The sequence below is a fragment of the Blastomonas sp. CCH1-A6 genome, assembly GCF_001556365.1.
Taxonomy (GTDB): Bacteria; Pseudomonadota; Alphaproteobacteria; order Sphingomonadales; family Sphingomonadaceae; genus Blastomonas; species Blastomonas ursincola.
This window is the reverse complement of sequence record NZ_LSIS01000306.1, coordinates 1-1,524: the sequence shown is the minus strand read 5'-3', so window position 1 is coordinate 1,524 and position 1,524 is coordinate 1. Positions and strand designations below refer to the sequence as shown.

General features: G+C 70.1%; 1 protein-coding gene. It reads left to right on the top strand.

Annotation, left to right across the window (positions count from 1 at the left end):
- Window positions 1-1,524 (top strand): PAS-domain containing protein (locus tag AX735_RS14530; protein ID WP_156447513.1); only part of this gene is annotated, 1,524 nt, incomplete at both ends.

The following is a 1,524-nucleotide window of genomic DNA, read 5'->3' as shown; positions in this document are numbered from 1 at the left end:
GTGCTCGTGCTCGCGCTGATCGGCGGGATCAGCGCGGCGGCATCGATGGTGATCGTCGATTCCACCGCGCTTGCCACCATGGTCTCGAACGACCTGATCTTCCCCGCGCTGCTGCAGCGCGACCGGTCGGATGCGGCGGAAGGCGCGTTCGGGCGGCGGATGCTGCGCGTGCGGCGCGCCTCGATCCTCGGCATCGTCGCCGCCTCGCTCGCCTGGGCGCTGCTGATCCCGGCGGAAAACACCCTGGCCTCGATCGGGCTGGTTGCCTTCGCCGCGATGGCGCAATTCACCCCGCACCTGATCCTCGCGACGCAGGGCGGCGGGCGCGATGCGCTGGCGGCGCGGGTAAGCCTGTCGATTGGCTTTGCGCTGTGGCTCTACACGCTGGCGCTGCCGCCGATCCTGCCCGATGGCTGGCTGGCGGTGCTGGAAGGGACATTCGCCGACCCGATGCGGCTGTTCGGCATCGGCAATGCCTCGCCGCTCGTGCATGGCGTGGCGTGGAGCCTGGGGTGCAATCTTGTCGCCTATAGCCTGGTCGCGGCGCGCAAGGTGCAGGGACGCCCGCTGCTGTGGCAGCTGCGCGGCGCGCAGAAGATCAGCGATCTCGACGATCTCGCGCGGCTGACCGCCAGCTTTGTCGGCACCGAGCGGGCGAGCTCCGAATTTCCCGATGCCGCACCCGGCGTGCCGATCACCCGCGCCGCCGCGCAGCGCGCGCGGGATCTGATCGCGCGCGTCGTCGGCGCATCGTCGGCGCGCGCGCTGGTCGCCTCGGCGCTGGCGGGCAGCCAGATGAGCCTTGCCGATGTGACGCGCCTGCTCGGCGAGCGCGGCCAGTCGCTGCGCTTCTCGCGCGAACTGCTCGCCGCCACGTTCGAGAATGTCGATGCGGGGATCAGCGTAGTCGATGCCGAGATGAACCTGGTCGCGTGGAACAGCCAGTATCTCGACATATTCGGCTATCCGCCCGGCCTGGTGCGCGTGGGCACGCCGATCGCGGACCTGATCCGCTACAATGCCCGGCTCGGCGATTTCGGCTCCGAGGATATCGAGCATCATGTCGCCAAACGGCTGATGCACATGCGCCGCGGCCAGCCGCACAGCTTCGAGCGGCAGCGCAAGGACGGGCGCGTCATCAAGACCGTGGGCGGGCCGATGCCGGGTGGCGGCTATGTCACCAGCTTCACCGACATCACCGCCGAAGCGCAGATGCGCGACGAGCTCGAACGCACCCTGGCCGAGCTGGAGCAGCGTGTCGCCGACCGCACGCAGGAACTGAGCAGCGCCAACCGCCAGCTCGCCCAGGCGACGCGAGACAAGACGCGCTTCCTCGCCGCCGCGAGCCACGACCTGCTTCAGCCGCTCCACGCCGCGCGGCTGTTCACCGCCGCGCTGACCCGTGATGCCGAGCCGGGCACGCAGCAGCTCGCCCAGCGGATCGACAGCGCGATCGGCGCGGCCGATGGGTTGATCCGTGCGCTGCTCGATATCAGCCGGCTCGATGCCGGCGGGGTGGAGCCG